Origin of the sequence: Erwinia aphidicola, assembly GCF_024169515.1 — a bacterium.
GTDB classification, from domain to species: domain Bacteria; phylum Pseudomonadota; class Gammaproteobacteria; order Enterobacterales; family Enterobacteriaceae; genus Erwinia; species Erwinia aphidicola.
In genome coordinates, this window is sequence record NZ_JAMKCQ010000001.1 from 3,926,025 (window position 1) to 3,941,243 (window position 15,219).

At 55.5% G+C, this 15,219-nt stretch carries 11 protein-coding genes, 1 pseudogene and 1 other annotated feature; of the genes and pseudogenes, 5 read left to right on the top strand and 7 right to left on the bottom strand.

The features are described 5' to 3' along the window. Window positions 1–12 precede the first annotated feature (12 nt). The 3 genes and pseudogenes from trpCF to J2Y91_RS18525 form a co-directional block, all read right to left on the bottom strand. Window positions 13–1,374 carry a bifunctional indole-3-glycerol-phosphate synthase TrpC/phosphoribosylanthranilate isomerase TrpF gene (gene trpCF, locus J2Y91_RS18515; RefSeq protein WP_133623747.1) on the bottom strand — a complete coding sequence of 454 codons (1,362 nt, stop codon included), beginning with the start codon at window positions 1,372–1,374 and terminating at the stop codon, window positions 13–15. Window positions 1,375–1,376: 2 nt separating this feature from the next. After that, window positions 1,377–2,969 (bottom strand): annotated as a pseudogene (gene trpD, locus J2Y91_RS18520) (bifunctional anthranilate synthase glutamate amidotransferase component TrpG/anthranilate phosphoribosyltransferase TrpD). Further along, window positions 2,969–4,531: an anthranilate synthase component 1 gene (locus J2Y91_RS18525; RefSeq protein ID WP_099754613.1), complete on the bottom strand. Its 1,563-nt coding sequence runs from the start codon at window positions 4,529–4,531 to the stop codon at window positions 2,969–2,971. The pseudogene trpD and the gene J2Y91_RS18525 overlap by 1 nt, the downstream one beginning before the upstream one ends. Before the next feature lie 23 nt (window positions 4,532–4,554). Beyond that, window positions 4,555–4,653, bottom strand: a sequence feature (Trp leader region). Between the two features lie 157 nt (window positions 4,654–4,810). On the opposite strand from J2Y91_RS18525, the gene rnm reads away from it, so the two are divergent. Further along, window positions 4,811–5,686 carry an RNase RNM gene (rnm, locus tag J2Y91_RS18530; RefSeq protein WP_133623746.1) on the top strand — a complete coding sequence of 292 codons (876 nt, stop codon included), beginning with the start codon at window positions 4,811–4,813 and terminating at the stop codon, window positions 5,684–5,686. Window positions 5,687–5,719: 33 nt separating this feature from the next. Beyond that, window positions 5,720–6,340, top strand: coding sequence for an L-threonylcarbamoyladenylate synthase (locus J2Y91_RS18535; RefSeq protein WP_048915951.1), 621 nt, complete (start codon window positions 5,720–5,722; stop codon window positions 6,338–6,340). Window positions 6,341–6,395: 55 nt separating this feature from the next. On the opposite strand, the gene J2Y91_RS18540 is transcribed toward J2Y91_RS18535, so the two are convergent. Next, on the bottom strand, window positions 6,396–7,022 hold the full coding sequence (locus J2Y91_RS18540) for a S1 family serine peptidase (protein ID WP_396018873.1): 627 nt from the start codon (window positions 7,020–7,022) through the stop codon (window positions 6,396–6,398). 963 nt (window positions 7,023–7,985) lie between these two features. Between J2Y91_RS18540 and rluB the strand changes: the two genes are divergently transcribed. Beyond that, window positions 7,986–8,897: a 23S rRNA pseudouridine(2605) synthase RluB gene (gene rluB / locus J2Y91_RS18545; RefSeq protein ID WP_048915952.1), complete on the top strand. Its 912-nt coding sequence runs from the start codon at window positions 7,986–7,988 to the stop codon at window positions 8,895–8,897. 45 nt (window positions 8,898–8,942) lie between these two features. Here the strand turns inward: rluB and cobO are convergent, their stop codons facing one another. Continuing rightward, window positions 8,943–9,533, bottom strand: a complete 591-nt coding sequence (gene cobO / locus J2Y91_RS18550) for a cob(I)yrinic acid a,c-diamide adenosyltransferase (protein WP_099754614.1) — start codon at window positions 9,531–9,533, stop codon at window positions 8,943–8,945. After that, entirely contained in the window at window positions 9,533–10,294 is a 762-nt protein-coding gene (locus J2Y91_RS18555; RefSeq protein ID WP_133623745.1) for a YciK family oxidoreductase, read from the bottom strand. The genes cobO and J2Y91_RS18555 overlap by 1 nt, the downstream gene beginning before the upstream one ends. A 226-nt stretch (window positions 10,295–10,520) precedes the next feature. On the opposite strand from J2Y91_RS18555, the gene sohB reads away from it, so the two are divergent. Further along, on the top strand, window positions 10,521–11,570 hold the full coding sequence (gene sohB / locus J2Y91_RS18560) for a protease SohB (protein WP_048915955.1): 1,050 nt from the start codon (window positions 10,521–10,523) through the stop codon (window positions 11,568–11,570). A 41-nt stretch (window positions 11,571–11,611) separates the two neighbouring features. On the opposite strand, the gene J2Y91_RS18565 is transcribed toward sohB, so the two are convergent. After that, window positions 11,612–11,860, bottom strand: a complete 249-nt coding sequence (locus tag J2Y91_RS18565) for a DUF2498 family protein (RefSeq protein ID WP_048915956.1) — start codon at window positions 11,858–11,860, stop codon at window positions 11,612–11,614. A gap of 409 nt (window positions 11,861–12,269) precedes the next feature. On the opposite strand from J2Y91_RS18565, the gene topA reads away from it, so the two are divergent. After that, on the top strand, window positions 12,270–14,870 hold the full coding sequence (gene topA, locus J2Y91_RS18570) for a type I DNA topoisomerase (protein WP_048915957.1): 2,601 nt from the start codon (window positions 12,270–12,272) through the stop codon (window positions 14,868–14,870). Window positions 14,871–15,219 lie beyond the last annotated feature (349 nt).

A 15,219-nucleotide genomic window follows, 5' to 3' on the forward strand; every position in this document is an offset into this window, starting at 1 on the left:
GCTTCTCTTATATCAGTAGGCTTTCAGCGTCTGAAACACTGAAGCAATTTTACCGGCATCCTTAATTCCGGGGGCACTCTCCACGCCGGAATTAAAGTCGAGGCCTGCACAGCCGAGCTGTGCGGCCTGAACGCAGTTATCCGCCCCGAGACCACCGGCCAGCAGCACGTTATCGAGTTTCTCACCCTGCAACAGCTGCCAGTTAAACTGCTGGCCGCTGCCGCCATTGCCGTTATCAAACACATAGCGGTCAACGTGTGGCCAGTCGCGGACGGGCAGGCTGGAACCTATGCTGAAGGCTTTCCAGATCTTTACGCTGTCCGGAAGTTCTGCGCGCAGCTGACTAACAAATTCGCGATCTTCCTCACCGTGCAGCTGTACGGCAAACAGCTTCAGCTGCTGCGCTTTAGTGACAATGTCACTGATGCTGTTATTACGGAATACGCCAACATATTTTAGCGCGCCGCCCGCCATCACGGCCGCGGCCTGAGCGCTGTCGATTTTACGCGGTGAACCTTCTGCAAAGATCAGCCCGCCATAATTCGCGCCGGACTCCAGCGCGCAGCGGGCGTCTTCGGCGCGCGTCAGTCCGCACACCTTATTGTCACCAAGGATCACCCGGCGCACGGCGGCGGTGAGGTCCTCTTCTGACATCAGGGCAGAGCCAATCAGGAAACCGTTGGCGAAGTGGCTAAGCTCGCGTACCTGCGCGTAACTGTTAATGCCGGACTCGCTGATCACCGTCACCCCGTGCGCCACTTTCGGCGCCAGGCGGCGGGTGCGGTCCAGATCGATAGAGAGATCGCGCAGGTCGCGGTTATTAATGCCGACCACCTTCGCGCCCAGCGCGGTGGCGCGTTCCAGCTCTTCATTACTGATCACTTCGGTCAGCACGCCCATCTGCAGGCTATGCGCCACGGCAGAGAGCTGGCGATACTGCTCGTCGTCGAGCACCGACAGCATCAGCAAAATGGCATCGGCCTGGTGATAGCGCGCCAGATAGATCTGATAAGGGTCGATAATAAAGTCTTTGCACAGCACCGGCTGGGTCACGGCTTTGCTGACAATCGGCAGAAAATCAAAGCTTCCCTGGAAGTACTTCTCGTCAGTCAGCACTGAAATCGCCGAGGCATAATGCTGGTAGACGCCAGCGATAACCGCCGGGTCAAAGTCTTCACGGATCAGACCCTTCGACGGGGAGGCTTTTTTGCACTCCAGAATAAACACGGTGCGGGCGCCCTGTAGCGCATGATAAAAGCCGCGCGTTGAGGGGACGATCTCATTCTGGAAGGTGGCCAGGGGCTGCTGCTGCTGGCGCTCTGCCAGCCAGATAGCTTTATCCTGGACGATTTTATTCAGTACGGTTTCCTGCATGATTATCTCCTTGCTGCCAGGGCGACAACCTGCTCGTAAGCACGGCCGCTGCGGATGGTTTCCAGCGCCTGCTGAGCATTTTGTCGCAAATCTTCATGGCCAAAAATTTTCAGCAACAGGGCGACGTTGGCCGCCACGGCTTCTTCATGAGCCAGCTCGCCATTACCCTGGAGTAAACGCGCCAGAATGTCACGATTTTCTTCCGGCGTGCCCCCGGCCAGCGCCTCCTGCGGATGGCTGCTCAGACCAAAGTCCTCCGCCGTCAGCTGGTAGCTGGTGATGTCACCGTCGCGCAGCTCCGCCACGTGGGTTGCGCTGTGCAGCGCCACTTCATCCATGCCGCCACCGTGCACTACGGCAGCGCGCTGATAGCCCAGCACTTTTAGCGTTTGCGCTACCGGCAGCACCAGCTCCGGGCTGTAAACGCCAATCACCGCCAGCGGCGGACGCGCCGGGTTGATCAGCGGGCCGAGCACGTTAAAGATAGTGCGGGTTTTCAGCTCTTTACGTACCGGCATCGCATGGCGGAATCCGCTGTGGTACTGCGGCGCAAACAGGAAGCAGACATTAAGATCGTCCAGCGCCTGGCGTGCTTTCTCCGCCGGAAGATCCAGGCTGATGCCAAAGGCTGCCAGCAAATCTGAAGAACCGGATTTACTCGAAACGCTGCGGTTGCCGTGCTTGGCAACCTTCAGGCCGCAGGCCGAGGCGACAAACGCGCTGGCGGTCGAGATGTTAATGCTGTTGCTGCCGTCACCGCCGGTACCGACGATATCGGCAAATGCGTAGTCGGGGCGCGGAAAGGGTTTGGCATCTTCCAGCAGGGCGGTCGCGGCCCCGGCAATCTCCTGCGGCTGCTCACCGCGTACTTTCATCGCAATCAGTGCACCTGCCAGCTGGGTAGGTTCCAGCTGCCCGGTGATAATCGCCGAAAACAGCTGGTGGCTCTCAGCCTGCGTCAGGATCTCAGCCTGAAAGAGTTTTTCCAGAATAGTGTGCATCTTGTAACTCCTTGATTACGCCAGCGCCCAGGCGAGGGTTTGTTCCAGCAGGCGTGCCCCCTGGGTGGTAAGAATCGATTCCGGATGGAACTGGTAACCGCAGACGCGGTTGGCGTCGTCGCGCACGGCCATCACCATGCCGTTAAAGGTGGCGTTCACCGTCAGCCCGGCAGGAATGTTGCTGCCTACCAGCGAGTGGTAGCGGGCTACCGGCAGCGGGTTGCTCAGACCGGCGAACATGCCCTGATCGTCATGGGTTATCGCAGACGCTTTACCGTGCAGGATTTCGCCGGCCTGACCGACGTGACCACCGTAGGCTTCCACGATGGCCTGGTGGCCCAGGCAGATGCCGATAATCGGCAGGCGGCCGCGTAACGCGAGCAGCAGCTCCGGCATACAGCCGGCTTCTGACGGCGCGCCCGGGCCTGGCGACAGCATCAGTACCGGATTTTCCATCTGTTGCAGGCGCTCAATCAGCGTCTGCGCCGGAACATTGTTACGGTAGACCATCACGTTATGGCCGAAGGTGCGTAACTGGTCGACGAGGTTATAGGTAAAAGAGTCGAAGTTATCGAGCAGCAGAATATCGGCCATCAGAAAATCTCCTTGCAGTGATGAGCAGTGGCAATGGCGCGCAGAACCGCACGCGCTTTGTTGCGGCTTTCATCCGCTTCCGCCTGCGGATTGGAGTCAAGAACCACGCCGGCACCGGCCTGTACGGTTGCCACGCCATCTTCAACATAGGCGGAGCGGATTACGATGCAGGTATCCAGATCCCCGCTGGCGGTAAAGTAGCCCACGGCGCCGCCGTAACTGCCGCGTCGCGTCCCCTCGGCTTTGGCAATCAGCTGCATGGCGCGTACTTTCGGCGCGCCGCTCAGGGTGCCCATATTCATACAGGCGCGGTAGGCGTGCAGCACGTCGATATCGTTACGCAGCTGGCCGACCACGCGTGAGACAAGGTGCATCACGAAGGTGTAGCGGTCCACTTTGGTTAAATCCGCGACATAGCGGGTGCCCGGCTGGCAGATACGCGCCAGGTCGTTGCGCGCCAGGTCAACCAGCATCAGGTGTTCAGCCATCTCTTTATGATCGGTACGCATCTCAAGCTCGATACGGCTGTCGAGATCACGGTCCAGCGAACCATCCGCATGACGTCCGCGCGGGCGGGTTCCGGCAATCGGATAGATTTCAATCTGGTTGCTGCGCGCGTCATATTTCAGCGAGCTTTCCGGTGAGGCACCGAACAGGCTGAAGTGGCGATCCTGCATAAAGAACATATACGGGCTGGGATTGCTGTTCTTCAGCGTGTCATAGGCGGCCAGCGGCGACGGGCACGGCAGGGAGAAGCGGCGCGACGGCACCACCTGGAAGATCTCGCCGACGCGGATCGCTTCCTGCATTTCGCGCACCACCGCGCAGTAGTCTTCATCACTCTGGCTGATGCTCAGGCTCATGCTTTCCACTTTCTGCACGGGCAGCGGCGTGGCAGCCTGCTGCATCTGACTGTGCAGCTGTTCGATGCGGCTTTGCAGGCGCATAAACTCGGACGGCTGGTGCGTGAACAGGCTGGCCTGCAGGCGTGCGCTCTGCGTCTGATGGTCGATTACCAGCAGGGTTTCAGCGAGGTAAAAACAGTAATCCGGGCAGCGCTGTTCGTTTTTCAGCGCCGGCAGCGCTTCGAAACCGGCAACCAGGTCGTAAGCGAACAGGCCGCCCAGCAGCACCGCTTCGCGCTCTTCTGCCGGTGCATTCACCAACTGTGGGATCAGGCGCAGCGCGTCAAATACCGACAAAGCGCGCAGGTTGGAATCTTCATCCTGGATTTCAGCATTAACGGGAAATACCAGCTCACGCCCGTCCGGACGCACGTGGTTCTCAACGCTGGCGGGCAGGGCAGCATCCAGCAGCGGTAGCAGAGCACGGCCATTTTCCGACAGCGCCTGCACCTGCACGCGATTATCCAGCGCGCTGAGACGCAGGGCGCTGTCAACAATCAGCAGGCTTTTCAGGTTGCATTTGCTGTCGACGTCGGCTGATTCCAGCAGCAGGGTTTCAGTGCGCGCCGCGCAAAGCTGATGAAAGACCGCAGCGGGATCTTCACGATAAGGTGCGTTGCCGGTAATCAACTTCACTGTAGGTTTGGCATTTTGCATGTGATGTTCTCTGTTTTTTGCTCAAAAAAAAGCCCGCGGTAGGCGGGCTTAAGTATCTGCACTGCGTATTAACCGTGCATGACAGCTTCGCCCGTTCAGGGTGAAGTGTGCCACCAACCAGTCATCAGAGAGAATGAATACGTCATGATACAGACACCTTTGCTTGTGAACTTGCGTACTAGTTAACTGGTTCGCGGCAAAAAAGTCAATACTCTTTTTCCCTCAGTGGCAAATGTCGGTATCATGCTGCGATACTTCCCCGCGTTTTCCGGAGCCGTTTTGACAGCAGTCGCCACCTCAGTCAGTTCTTTCCCTATTTACGATCTCCACAGCCACACTCGCGCTTCCGATGGTCTTTTGACCCCGGAGCAGCTGGTATTGCGGGCAGTAGAGCACCGTGTGGGCGTGCTGGCCATTACCGACCATGACACCACCGCAGGTATTTCAGCCGCGCGTGAGGCGATTGCTCAGCATCAATTGCCACTCCAGCTGATTAACGGTGTGGAAATCTCCACCCTGTGGGAAAACCACGAAATCCATATTGTTGGCTTGGGAATTGATATCGATCACCCGGTGATGGTGGCGTTTCTGGCGCAGCAGGCCGAGCGGCGCCTGGCGCGGGCGCAGCTGATTGCTGAGCGGCTGGAGAAGGCGCATATTCCCGGCGCGCTTGAGGGGGCGCTGGCGCTGGCCGAAGGCGGGGCGATTACCCGTGGTCACTTCGCCCGTTTTCTTATCGCGCAGGGCAAAGCAGACAACATGCAGCAGGTATTCAAAAACTACCTGGCGCGTGGCAAAACCGGCTATGCGCCGCCACAGTGGTGTACAATTAAACAAGCTATTGATGCTATTCATCATTCTGGCGGCCGTAGCGTGCTTGCCCATCCGGCGCGTTACGGGCTGTCGGCTAAGTGGCTGAAGCGCCTGCTGGCGCATTTCAGCGAGCAGGGTGGCGAAGCGATGGAAGTGGCGCAGTGCCAGCAGGCTCCGAACGAGCGCAGCCAGCTGGCGCGCTATGCACAGGATTATCAGCTGGCGGCGTCGCAGGGGTCTGACTTCCATCAGCCCTGTCCCTGGATTGAGCTGGGGAAAAAATTATGGCTACCTGGCGGTGTTGAAGCCGTGTGGCTAAGATTTCCTGAAATCGCACAATGAACCCGCGCAGAAAGCGCAGGTGAGAGGTTAGTTATGAGTCAATTTTTCTATATTCACCCGGATAATCCCCAGCCGCGCCTGATCAAGCAGGCGGTGGAGATGTTGAACAAAGGCAGCGTCATCGTGTATCCCACCGATTCCGGTTATGCGCTGGGCTGCAAGCTGGAAGATAAGAACGCGATGGAGCGTATCTGCCGCATCCGTCAGCTGGATGGTAACCACAACTTTACCCTGATGTGCCGCGATCTGTCTGAGCTGTCTACCTATGCTCACGTAGACAACACGGCATTTCGCCTGATCAAAAACAACACGCCGGGCAACTACACTTTTATACTCAAGGCGACCAAAGAAGTGCCGCGTCGTCTGATGAGCGAAAAGCGTAAAACCATCGGCCTGCGCGTGCCGTCTAACCCCATTGCGCTGGCGCTGCTGGAAGCGCTGAATGAGCCGATGATGTCGACGTCGCTGATGCTGCCCGGCAATGACTTCACCGAGTCGGATCCGGAAGCTATTCAGGATGAGATCGGCAAAATTGTCGACCTGATTATACACGGCGGTTATCTTGGGCAGCAGCCGACGACCGTTATCGATTTAACGGAAAATACGCCGGAAGTGATCCGTGAAGGCGTGGGCGATATTCAACCCTTCCTTTAAGTACAATTAACAGGCTCTGAAGCGTGAGCCTGTTATTATTTATCGTTTAGTGTTATCACGATGTAGATTTTTCCAGCCACTCTTTAAAATCCTGATACGGAATATACAGCGAGACATCCTTAAGCGGAACTGGAGATTTCTTCGGTCGTTTTAACTCATTCGTAAAGCCAATAATGACGCCGCCGATGGTATCATCGCTGTTATAAACGGCGCCGCCGGACATCCCTTTCACCACGCCGGCATTCGATGCCATTGCCACGCACGGGCGCTTATTCCACTCATTACGTATCCCGGTCAGCGTGAGATTAACGCCGGATGATTCAACCGGCATGGCGGAAATAAAGCTGTAACCGTACATTTTAACCGACTCGCCGATTGCGCCATCGCGGAATTTCGGCAGGGTTTTAATGTCGTTCTTGTGGTAGATAATCGCGAGGTCGCAGTAAGGGTGGTAGGCCTTTACCTTCTGCACGGAGAGCTTGGCCACGTGCGCCGCAGTCAGGCTGTACTCAGGAGTGATAGGAATGCTGGTGCCGAGCGAACCGATACCGAGGACGGTCGGAATGCCGGTAAAATTCATATCTACACGTTTCATAGCTTCGCTGCTGTAGTCATATTTGCCTACAGAGCAGCCGCTCAGTATTAGCATAGCCAATACCGGCAGGGTCATTTTAATTTTCATAATTGTCACATTCTTGTCGGACACGTCAGTAAGATCCCTGGTGAGGAGTAATGACGTGTAATGCCGATGCTGACTATTTATCAGCGTATTTTAATGGGAACTTACGCTCCCGATTCGTGCCAACGAAGAAAATAAATCAAAGAATTTGTGTTACACGATGAACGTGTATTTATAATATAAATTTAACAATCTATTTATATGGCGCTCTTCTGCCTGAGTGAATTCTACACAAACTTATTAGCCAGGCAAATTAATTAAAGGTCAAAAAAGGTAAAAGTCTAAATCATCCAGCGTTAACTCAATCCACGATATTTATAAACTGACTATTTGATGTTGAAGCTAATGTATCTTTTACACTAACTCTGCTTTGCAGCATAAAAAACTGTGCTGTAAAAATAAAATGGTGCTTAAGACCATGAAACTGCATAAATGCAGGTTAGCAATCTGGATTCGTTCAGCGATGCTGGAGTATTTGCTGGCAGCCTAACGCTGGGGCGGCCTGTAGCGCTGTTAGCCATACAGAAATATGCCCGGGCAAGTCGCTGTATTTACGCTAATTTCAGCAGAATGAGAATGAAGTATCATGCCTGAACTGATTAGCATTTAACGTCTTAAAACGATAAGCCACTGTTAAATCTTATCAATGCAAAATGAAATGATTTCAACCGTAAACGTGCGCAAACCGGTCTCAGCATGCCGTAACGGCAAAAGATGCTGCCTGTGCGCCTCGCGACAGGGATGTATTCATGCCGGTGCCAGACTGCGCTACACCAAATCAGCAAACTCCGGCTATAGCGTTATGATTGGCAAGGCAGATAGTGTAGAATGCGCTTCCCTGAAAAAGCGGGTCGCGAAACAGCATGGCTGCCTGGGGTAGCAGGCTGATATTCGTGCGAATCTCCACTTTGATGGCACCATCTTACCAATTAATGACGCCTGGGAAGGCGACACAGAGGTAGCTCCATGAGCGACAAGAGCGAAAAGTTACAGAAAGTATTAGCACGCGCCGGGCACGGTTCCCGTCGTGAAATCGAAACCATGATCTCCGCCGGGCGCGTCAGCGTTGACGGCAAGCTGGCCACGCTGGGTGACCGCGTTGAGCCAAGCGCATCTATGAAAATCCGCATCGACGGTCACGTTGTGCCGGTCAGCGAATCCATCACTGAAGTCTGCCGCGTACTGGCTTATTATAAGCCGGAAGGCGAACTCTGCACGCGCAATGACCCGGAAGGGCGCCCGACGGTATTTGACCGTCTGCCAAAACTGCGCGGCGCGCGCTGGATTGCCGTTGGTCGTCTGGACGTTAACACCTGCGGTCTGCTGCTGTTCACCACCGACGGTGAGCTGGCTAACCGCCTGATGCACCCGAGCCGCGAAGTTGAGCGCGAATACGCCGTGCGCGTATTCGGCGCTGTCGACGACGATAAGATCAAACAGCTGAGCCGTGGTGTGCAGCTGGAAGATGGCCCGGCCGCGTTTAAAACGCTGAAGTTTACCGGTGGTGAAGGGATCAACCAGTGGTACAACGTTACGCTGACCGAAGGGCGTAACCGCGAAGTGCGCCGCCTGTGGGAAGCGGTTGGCGTGCAGGTCAGCCGTCTGATCCGCGTGCGTTACGGCGATATCGATCTGCCAAAAGGCCTGCCGCGCGGTGGCTGGACCGAGCTTGAGCTGGGGCCGACAAACTACCTGCGTGAGCTGGTGGGTCTGGATGCAGAAACCGTCAGCAAGGTCGCGGTGGAGAAAGATCGTCGTCGCACCAAGGCGAATCAGATCCGTCGCGCCGTTAAGCGCCATACTACGACGGCGAAAGCCAGCAAGCCAGGCAGCAATCGCCGCCCGACGAAGTCGTCCAAGCGCCAGCAGCAGGGCTAAACGACTGACAGGGGGCCGGGCATCATGCCCGGCCCCTTTTTTTTCCTACCAGTCAATTCCCTGCTGTGCCTGGATCCCGGCATCAAACGCATGCTTAACCGGGCGCATTTCACTGACCGTGTCCGCCAGCGCCAAAATCTCCCGATGACATCCGCGACCGGTAATGATGACGCTCTGATGAGCAGGGCGCTGCTGCAGGGCGGCAATCACTTCTTCCAGCGGCAGGTAGTCAAAACTCACCATGTAGGTCAGCTCATCCAGCACCACCAGGTCGAGAGTCGGATCCTGCAACATGCGTTTGCCGTGCTGCCAGACGGCCAGGCAGGCGGCGGTGTCCGTTGCACGATTCTGCGTATCCCAGGTAAAGCCGGTCGCCATCACCTGAAACTCGACGCCGTGCGGTTCCAGCAGATTGCGCTCGCCGTTTGGCCATTCGCCCTTGATAAACTGAATCACCCCGACGCGCTTCTGGTGGCCAACCGCCCGGCTGGCGGTGCCGAATGCCGCCGTGGTTTTCCCTTTGCCGTTGCCGGTAAATACCATCAGAATGCCGCGCACTTCGGTAGCCGCAGCGATGCGCGCATCAACCTGATCCTTCAGTTTTTGCTGCCGCTGCTGGTGGCGATCTTCGGCCATTATTCTGCCGCCCCGGGCTTGCGCCCCGGCTGGGCATCAAAGCTGGTGCCGGTTTTACGTTTGCTGTCATCACCCATCAGCCACAGATAGAGTGGCATAATGTCGGCGGGAGTTTTCAGCTTATTGGCATCTTCCTGCGGGAAGGCACTGGCACGCATTTTGGTGCGCGTGCCGCCGGGATTAATGCAGTTAACGCGAAGCTGGCGTGGGTCATACTCTTCTGCCAGCACCTGCATCATGCCTTCGGTGGCGAATTTGGACACTGAGTACGCCCCCCAGCCGGCGCGGCCCTGGCGGCCCACGCTGGAAGTGGTGAAGACCAGTGAAGCCCCCTCAGCTTTTAACAGCAGGGGCAGCAGCGCCTGCGTCAGGAAGAAGGTGCCGTCAATGTTGACGCGCATCACCTGCTGCCAGATAGCGGGATCCTGCTTATCCATCGGCACCACCTCACCGAGCACTCCGGCGTTGTGCAGCACGCCATCAAGTCGCGGCAGCTTTTCGGCAATAGCTTCTGCCAGCTGCTGGCAGCTTTGCGCCGTGGCGGTTTCCAGATCGAGGGTAAACCACAGTGCCGGAGCCTGACTGCGCTGGTTAACCTCGTCACAAACCTGTTGCAGTTTTTCCGCATTGCGCCCCAGCAGAACCAGCTGAGCGCCATAGCGGGCATAGGTCAGCGCGGCTTCGCGGCCAATGCCGTCGCTGGCCCCGGTGACAAGAATAATACGGTTATTGAGCAGATCGCTTTTCGGTTGATAGTGCACAAAGAATTCCTCTGGCGATGGGGGGATTTCCGCAGGGCGGCTGATAGTATCGCCTGTTGTAAACCCTTGCGCGGACTGAATAAAGTGATTTATGCCTGAAAAAGTGGGTGAGTTCAATCAGCGCTTTAGCATATTCATGTGCTGTTACCGGGTTACAGGCGACTCAACGCGGGGACTCCGCTACACTAGAGCTATCTATAACATAATGTAAATTAAGGCGGATTGAGTGGATCTACTCTCTTATTATGGACTCTTCCTGGCAAAAACCGTCACCGTGGTGATTGCTATCGTGGCAATTGCGGTGGTGATCGCCAACCTTGCGCTGCGCAAACGCGCGCAGAATGGCCAGCTCAAGCTTACTCAGCTGGGCGAGAAGTACAGTGATATGCAGGACGATATGCGCCTGGCGAAGATGAAGCCGCATCAGCAAAAACAGTGGCACAAAGAGCAGAAGAAAAAAGAGAAGCTGACGGCGAAAACGGCCAAACAGCAGGCGAAGCTGGGCCGCCCGGAAGAGAAAGCCAAATCCACGCTGTACGTGCTCGATTTTAAGGGCAGCATGGATGCCGGCGAAGTCTCTTCGCTGCGTGAAGAGGTTTCTGCGGTGATGGCGGTGGCAGCACCGGGTGACGAAGTCCTGCTGCGTCTTGAAAGCCCCGGCGGCGTAGTTCACGGTTATGGACTGGCTGCTTCACAGCTGCAGCGCTTGCGTGATAAGGGTATTCCGCTGACGGTAGCCGTGGACAAAGTCGCCGCCAGCGGCGGGTATATGATGGCCTGCGTGGCGGACCGTATCGTCGCCGCACCATTTTCCATTATCGGTTCCATCGGCGTGGTGGCGCAGATCCCTAACTTCAACCGCCTGCTCAAGCGCAATGAAATTGACGTTGAGCTGCACACCGCCGGCGAGTTCAAGCGTACCCTGACGCTGTTTGGTGAAAACACCGAAGAAGGGCGTGAAAAATTCCGCGAAGATCTTAATGAAACCCACCTGCTGTTTAAACAGTTCGTGCATCAGATGCGCCCAACGCTGGATATCGACAGCGTGGCGACCGGGGAACACTGGTACGGCACCCAGGCGCTGGAGAAGGGACTGGTGGATGCGATTGGCACCAGTGACGATCTGATCATCGATCGGATAGAGAAACATCAGGTGATCGGCGTGCGCTATGCGCGGCGCAAAAGCATGATGGACCGCTTTACCAACAGCGCCACGCTGAGCGTTGAACGCCTGCTGCTGCGTATCTGGCAGCGCGGTGAAAAACCGCTGCTGTAACTGCCACGGTTTACCCTGCTTAACGCCCGCACCCGCGGGCGTTATTTTTCCAGCCGGTAGCGCGCCGAGAGATTCACCGCCAGCGCTTTATAGACGTTAAACACCGTGGTGCTCTTTGCCGTCGCCAGGCCCTGGTCATCAAGATAGTAGTTGCCGCGAAATACCAGGACGTCTCCCTTCTGCTCGACATCATCAACGCTCAGGCCTGTGAAATAGTCTGGATGGTTGACGATCATTTCCCGGGCCAGCGCCAGCAGATGTTCACGATTGACGGCTTGCTGTTGTGACATGGTCCTTTTCCTTCTTTATATAGTCATTTTCTGGCCGCTATTGTACGCCAGCCCCTTAAATCCGCAATCTTTGTGGTGATATACAAAAGTGACTCTTTTTTCTTAGTTTTCTGGCGTAAATGGGGCATGGATGCTAATTAAGTTGCGTAACAGATTTTATCAGGTAGAGTGTGGGCGTTTCGGGTTCCGGGCGTAAAACAGACTTTACGCCTTGTTAGAGATTCGCTTAACAGGTAGTAAAAAGTACCGTTAATCAACGTGTTGTAACGTCAGATTTCGCACTGGAATTGATGAAAAAGTTGTTCGGGTTGAATTCATTTTCCCCAATAACCCTATCCTTAGTGCGCTGCGTAGCTTCAGGAAGACGGCACAACTTACTCTCGGACGTTTTAATCAGGTAAAGGTAACTATGGGAAAAGCTCTCGTAATAGTTGAGTCCCCGGCAAAAGCCAAAACGATCAATAAATATCTCGGTAATGACTACGTGGTGAAATCCAGCGTGGGTCACATCCGTGATTTGCCGACAAGTGGATCAACAGTTAAAAAGAGCGCTGACTCTACAACCAGTAAAACCGGCAAGAAGGTCAAAAAAGACGAAAAGACTGCCCTCGTTAACCGTATGGGCGTCGATCCTTATCACGGCTGGGATGCGAATTATCAAATCCTGCCAGGTAAGGAAAAGGTCGTTGCTGAACTGAAAGCACTGGCCGAAAAAGCTGACCACATCTATCTCGCAACGGACCTTGACCGCGAAGGGGAGGCCATTGCATGGCACCTGCGGGAAGTGATCGGTGGCGATGAATCACGCTACAGCCGCGTGGTGTTTAACGAAATTACCAAAAACGCTATCCAGCAGGCATTTGAAAAGCCGGGTGAGCTGAATATTGACCGCGTCAATGCTCAGCAGGCACGCCGCTTCATGGACCGTGTGGTCGGTTATATGGTCTCCCCGCTGCTGTGGAAAAAAGTCGCACGCGGCCTTTCTGCGGGGCGCGTGCAGTCAGTCGCCGTTCGCCTGGTGGTTGAGCGTGAACGTGAGATCAAAGCATTCGTCCCGGAAGAGTACTGGGATCTGAATGCCGACCTGACTACGCCGAAAGGCGTTGACCTGCCAATGCAGGTGACTCATCAGGCCGACAAACCGTTCCGCCCGGTTAATCGTGAGCAGACTTATGCTGCCGTTAGCCTGCTGGAAAAAGCCCGCTACGTGGTGGCCGACCGCGAAGACAAGCCAACCAGCAGTAAGCCAGGCGCACCCTTTATTACCTCTACGTTGCAGCAGGCGGCAAGTACCCGCCTTGGCTTCGGCGTGAAGAAAACCATGATGATGGCGCAGCGTCTGTATGAAGCGGGTCATATCACCTATATGCGTACTGACTCTACCAACCTGAGCCAGGATGCGGTGGGCATGGTGCGTGGCTACATTGAGGATGAATTTGGCGCGAAATACCTGCCGAAAGCCGCCAATGTTTACAGCAGTAAAGAGAACTCTCAGGAAGCGCACGAGGCCATCCGTCCTTCGGATGTCAAAGTGCAGTCTGAGCAGCTAAAAGATATGGAAACGGACGCGCAGAAGCTGTATCAGCTGATCTGGCGCCAGTTCGTGGCCTGTCAAATGATGCCAGCGCAGTACGACTCTACAACACTTACCGTAGAAGCAGGCGATTTCAAACTGAAGGCCAAAGGGCGCACGCTGCGCTTTGACGGCTGGACGCGGGTAATGCCGGCGCTGCGTAAAGGTGATGAAGATCGCGTACTGCCACCGGTTGAAGTAGGCAGCGAGCTGAGCCTGCAGCAGTTGGTACCCAGCCAGCACTTCACTAAGCCACCGGCGCGTTTCAGCGAAGCTTCGCTGGTGCGTGAGCTGGAAAAACGCGGTATTGGTCGTCCTTCTACTTATGCTTCGATCATCTCAACGATTCAGGATCGTGGCTATGTGAAAGTGGAAAGCCGCCGCTTCTACGCTGAGAAAATGGGCGAGATCGTCACTGACCGTCTGGAAGAGAACTTCCGTGAGCTGATGAATTACGACTTCACCGCGCACATGGAAGACAATCTCGATAAAGTAGCGAACAACGAAGCGCAGTGGAAAGCCGTGCTGGACAAGTTCTTTGGCGAATTCAGCCAGCAGCTTGAGCAGGCAGAGAAAGACCCGGAAGAGGGCGGCATGCAGCCGAACCAGATGGTGTTGACCTCTATTGACTGCCCGACCTGTAGCCGTCAGATGGGTATCCGTACCGCCAGTACCGGGGTGTTCCTCGGCTGTTCCGGCTACGCGCTACCGCCGAAAGAGCGCTGTAAGCAGACCATTAACCTGATCCCAGAGAATGAAGTACTGAATATTCTCGAAGGGGATGATGCGGAAACTAACGCGCTGCGCGCCCGCCGCCGCTGCCAGAAGTGTGGCACCGCGATGGACAGCTACCTGATCGACCCCTCGCGCAAGCTGCACGTCTGTGGTAACAACCCGGAATGTGACGGTTACGAGATCGAGCAGGGCGAGTTCCGCATTAAGGGGTACGACGGGCCAATCGTTGAGTGTGAAAAATGCGGCTCTGAAATGCACCTGAAAATGGGGCGCTTCGGCAAGTACATGGCCTGCACCAACGACGACTGTAAAAACACGCGTAAAATTCTGCGCAACGGCGAAGTGGCGCCACCGAAAGAAGATCCGGTGCCGTTACCTGAGCTACCGTGTGAGAAGTCAGACGCTTACTTCGTGCTGCGTGACGGCGCGGCGGGCGTATTCCTTGCGGCGAATACCTTCCCTAAATCGCGTGAAACCCGCGCGCCGCAGGTTGAAGAGCTGCAACGCTTCCGTGACCGGCTGCCCGAAAAGCTGCGTTACCTGGCCGATGCTCCGGCAACGGATGCCGATGGCAACAAAGCCGTGGTACGCTTCAGCCGTAAAACAAAACAGCAGTATGTCAGCACCGAGAAAGACGGCAAAGCCACCGGCTGGTCCGCCTTCTATGTTGACGGTAAGTGGGAAGTGAGCGCGAAGAAATAATTTCTTGCTTCCCCCAGTGAGCGAGCCGCCTCGTGCGGTTCGCTCACGCTTCATCTTCCTCACGCTTTCCCCTTCCGATGCTATACATATCCCACTTTTTTGATATAGTTGTTATAGATAGCACCTTTCTTATTATTAATTCGCATTATAACCTTCATTCTTGAAGCTGTGACTTCGTTAGCTGCGTGTATACGCCCTGGTCACTTACTACAGTAAGCTCCCAGGGACTAATACACTTGCCGCCTTGCCACACCTCCAATTATTTTGGTTATAGACCGTTAACCTGACGCAGTTTCCTTATGCTGCCGGGGATTCGGCGCGTTGCTTCAAACCCTGGATGGAATGAAAA

What these genes read in the sequence shown, in the direction of transcription:
- rluB (WP_048915952.1), top strand. Translation starts at nt 7,986, where the DNA reads ATGAGCGACAAGAGCGAAAAGTTACAGAAAGTATTAGCACGCGCCGGG.
- cobO (WP_099754614.1), bottom strand. Translation starts at nt 9,533, where the DNA reads ATGGCCGAAGATCGCCACCAGCAGCGGCAGCAAAAACTGAAGGATCAG.
- J2Y91_RS18535 (WP_048915951.1), top strand. Translation starts at nt 5,720, where the DNA reads ATGAGTCAATTTTTCTATATTCACCCGGATAATCCCCAGCCGCGCCTG.
- J2Y91_RS18540 (WP_396018873.1), bottom strand. Translation starts at nt 7,022, where the DNA reads ATGAAAATTAAAATGACCCTGCCGGTATTGGCTATGCTAATACTGAGC.
- topA (WP_048915957.1), top strand. Translation starts at nt 12,270, where the DNA reads ATGGGAAAAGCTCTCGTAATAGTTGAGTCCCCGGCAAAAGCCAAAACG.
- J2Y91_RS18565 (WP_048915956.1), bottom strand. Translation starts at nt 11,860, where the DNA reads ATGTCACAACAGCAAGCCGTCAATCGTGAACATCTGCTGGCGCTGGCC.
- J2Y91_RS18525 (WP_099754613.1), bottom strand. Translation starts at nt 4,531, where the DNA reads ATGCAAAATGCCAAACCTACAGTGAAGTTGATTACCGGCAACGCACCT.
- trpCF (WP_133623747.1), bottom strand. Translation starts at nt 1,374, where the DNA reads ATGCAGGAAACCGTACTGAATAAAATCGTCCAGGATAAAGCTATCTGG.